General features: G+C 41.8%; 3 protein-coding genes. 1 reads left to right on the forward strand and 2 read right to left on the reverse strand.

The genetic code is table 11. The features are described 5' to 3' along the window. Positions 1-112: 112 nt before the first annotated feature. Both C7Y66_RS30195 and C7Y66_RS30200 read right to left on the reverse strand, forming a co-directional pair. Positions 113-520 (reverse strand): type II toxin-antitoxin system VapC family toxin, encoded by a 408-nt coding sequence (locus tag C7Y66_RS30195; RefSeq protein ID WP_106548352.1) that lies wholly within the window; start codon positions 518-520, stop codon positions 113-115. Next, positions 517-786 carry a hypothetical protein gene (locus tag C7Y66_RS30200; RefSeq protein ID WP_106548353.1) on the reverse strand — a complete coding sequence of 90 codons (270 nt, stop codon included), beginning with the start codon at positions 784-786 and terminating at the stop codon, positions 517-519. Before C7Y66_RS30200 ends, C7Y66_RS30195 begins: the two co-directional genes overlap by 4 nt. A 208-nt stretch (positions 787-994) precedes the next feature. On the opposite strand from C7Y66_RS30200, the gene ptsP reads away from it, so the two are divergent. Beyond that, a complete protein-coding gene (gene ptsP, locus C7Y66_RS30205; protein WP_106548354.1) occupies positions 995-3,484 on the forward strand; it encodes a phosphoenolpyruvate--protein phosphotransferase in 2,490 nt (829 codons plus the stop codon). Positions 3,485-3,487: the final 3 nt, after the last annotated feature.

The following is a 3,487-nucleotide window of genomic DNA, read 5'->3' on the forward strand; positions in this document are numbered from 1 at the left end:
TGTTTTTGGTAGAAAGAGCATTTGTTCGCATTTTGTTCGATTGGTTTTGCGTCATTTCCATTTCTCCAAGAAAGCAACCACTTTATTTTTTAATGGAACAAAATTAAATTCCTTACAATAATTTAATAAACCCAGCTTGCTCAAAATGACGATCAGATGTAAAAGCCTTTATAATTCCTTCTTGCATCATAACTATAAAACTGATGCAGTCAGTTAAACTCCAGTTTTTATCAGGACGCTGTTTGTAGAGATTCCATCCTTCATTATATAAAGCCTGACTAATCGGGATAATCTGTAGGATCGGTAGAAGGTGCAAACCGTCAATAAAACTGGTAGCTTGATTTCGCGTTGAAGAAACACAGAATGCATCAGCTACTTCTAAAAATACAAATTCTGTTGTTACTAAATAAGTGTTTTGTCGGCGCAAATCAGCTTGAATCTCTTTTGCTGGCTGATGTAACGCATCTTTACTATTGAGAATCGCAATCCAGGCTGCTGTATCCACAAAAACTTTATTCAAGAGTGAGCCTCTCGTTTTGGAGTTCCATGAATGTAGTGGTCGTGTTGATGTGCTAGATCTTCAATTCCTGTATCTACAGCACATCGCTCGATCAGCTGTTCAAACTCATCCCATGCTAGCTCGTTTTCAACTACTGGCTGCTCTTTAATTAGTTGCTCGTCGATCGCTAACACTACTTTATGTCTACCGGGTGGAATATTCGGTGGTAGTTGAATTGCAGCTTTGCCGTCAGGCGTAACAGTCACGATCGCTTCGATAGTTATCATACCAATACTGCTGAAATCTATTTAGATCTGGATACAGTCTAGCAGTAGCAGTGTGACATCGTAACCGATATCACTGTCATCCTTGTAAAAGCAAATAAAGTTATGCAAAATTGAAGAATTGTCTACTCTGTTGCTGATGTATACAAGCTGCTAGCAGTATAAAGTAACTGCAACGATAGAAGCTTCTAGATGTTCTTGGGGCGATCGCATGGTTAGCATTGTTATTGTCTCTCACAGTCAGAAACTAGCCGAAGGCGTGCGGGAACTTGCACGGCAAATGGTACAGGACAAAGTACCCATAGCCGTAGCAGCAGGAATTGACGATCCTGAAAATCCACTGGGAACAGATGCTATGCAAGTCTATGAAGCGATCGCATCTGTATATAGTGACGACGGCGTTCTCGTCTTGATGGATCTCGGTAGCGCCTTACTCAGTGCAGAAATGGCAATCGAATTCTTACCGGAATCACAACAAGATAAAATCCATTTATGCGAAGCACCCCTAGTAGAAGGTGCGATCGCCGCCTCTGTTGCCGCTACATCCAGCAATGATATCAATCGCATTATCTCTGAAGCACGACAAGCACTCACAGCAAAAGCAGCACAATTAAGTATTAATCCCCAAAACCAACATTCTACTGCCCCCCTTTTTAAGGGGGGTTGGGGGGATCTCCCAACGCGAGAAATCCACCTAACCATTCACAACCCCCAAGGACTACATGCTCGTCCTGCGGCTCAATTTGTCACTACAGCAACTCAGTTTCACGCTCAAACTCGCGTGCGAAATATCACCAGAAATACAGAATTTGTGAGAGCAGATAGTATCAATCAAGTTGCTACATTAGGAGTACGCCAAGGACACGAAATCGCGATCGCTTCTGTTGGTGAAGATGCAGATGCGGCACTGTCAGCATTACAAATACTTGTCGAAAATAATTTTGGTGAGACTCATCATACTTCATCTCTTCACATTCATACTCTCTCTGATTCTCCACAGGCAATTCCTGCGTCCCCAGGAATTGCGATCGCCCCAATTTTTCAATATCATTTGCATCAAATAAAAGTTCACGAACTTTGTGTAGCTGATGTAGAGGCTGAATGGCAGCGTTTACAAACAGCGATCGCAACTGCCCAACAAGAAATTCAAAATATCAAAGATCGAATTCATATTCATGAAAATGAAGCAGCAATATTTGATGCACATCTTTTAGTTTTAGCAGATCCAGCAATTATCGAACCCGTACAAAAACGAATTTTTGAGCAACATCAAAATGCTGAATTTGCTTGGGCTACTGTTACTGATGAAATAGCGAATAGTTATCGCTATCTTGATGACGTTTATTTACAAGAACGAGCTAAAGATATTGTTGATGTAGGACAAAGAGTTTTGCGATCGCTCCTTGGTATGACTACTACCAATATAGAATTAACTCAGCCCAGTATTCTTGTTGCTCGCGATCTTTCTCCTTCTGATACAGTCCAATTAGATCGGACAAAAGTATTAGGAATTTGTACGTTACAAGGTAGCGCTACTTCTCACAGTGCAATTCTGGCACGCACGTTAGGAATTCCGGCTGTTGTCGGTGTCAACTCACAGATTTTAAATTTAGAACCTGGTACGCTATTAGCAATTGATGGTGAAAATGGCAATATTTGGATACAACCCGATTCTCAAACAATTGCTACCCTCGAAGCGAAAAGAGATGCGATAATTACCGCCAGACAGCAAGCACGAGCCAAAGCACAAGCACCAGCGATCGCCCGTGATGGTAAGCGAATTCCAGTCTTTGCTAATATTAGTAGTATTGCCGATGCTCAAATTGCGATCGCGCAAGGTGCAGAGGGAGTCGGATTATTACGCACCGAATTATTGTATCTCGACAGAACCTCCTCACCTACAGAAGCAGAACAATTTGAAATTTATCGTGCGATCGCCCAAATTTTAGCAAACCGTTCCCTAATTATTCGTACTCTGGATGTAGGTGGCGACAAACCTCTTTCTTATCTAGGATTACAAGCAGAAACTAATCCTTTTTTAGGCTGGCGAGGTATTCGATTTTGCTTGGATCGTCCTGAGCTTTTCAAAACTCAGTTACGAGCAATATTACGAGCTAGCTCAGGATATCAAATTAAAGTTATGTTTCCCACAATTGCAACTTTAGCAGAACTACAAGCAGCTAAAGCAATTTGGGCAGAAGCACAAACAGAATTGTCCCAAGCTGGTATTCCCTTTGATAAAAATATTGAAATTGGCATCATGATAGAAATCCCATCTGCGGTTGCGATCGCAGATAAACTTGCCTCTGAAGTCAACTTTTTCAGCATTGGTACGAATGACTTAAGCCAATATATCATGGCAGCAGACCGCACCAATCCGAAAGTTGCTCCATTAGCTGACGCTTTTCATCCTGCTGTATTGCAAGCAGTTCAAAAAACTGTGCAAGCCGCGCACCATGCAGGAATTTGGGTAGGATTGTGTGGCGAACTCGCAGCCGAACCCTTAGCTGTACCCATATTACTAGGTTTAGGTTTAGACGAATTAAGTCTTAATCCTCAATCTATTCCTCAGATTAAACAAATAATCAGTCAATTAACAACACAAGAAGCAGAGGCGATCGCTCATTCTGTTATGCAACTTGACTCAGCTACCCAAGTTAAATCTTTTATCTCCGATTCCCCCCTTTTTAAGGGAGGTTAGGGG

The organism is Chroococcidiopsis sp. CCALA 051, from assembly GCF_003015105.1.
GTDB lineage: Bacteria > Cyanobacteriota > Cyanobacteriia > Cyanobacteriales > Chroococcidiopsidaceae > Chroococcidiopsis > Chroococcidiopsis thermalis.

Bases quoted from the DNA above. Each gene is read 5' to 3' on its own strand.
- ptsP (WP_106548354.1), top strand. From the start codon at position 995: ATGGTTAGCATTGTTATTGTCTCTCACAGTCAGAAACTAGCCGAAGGC.
- C7Y66_RS30200 (WP_106548353.1), bottom strand. From the start codon at position 786: ATGATAACTATCGAAGCGATCGTGACTGTTACGCCTGACGGCAAAGCT.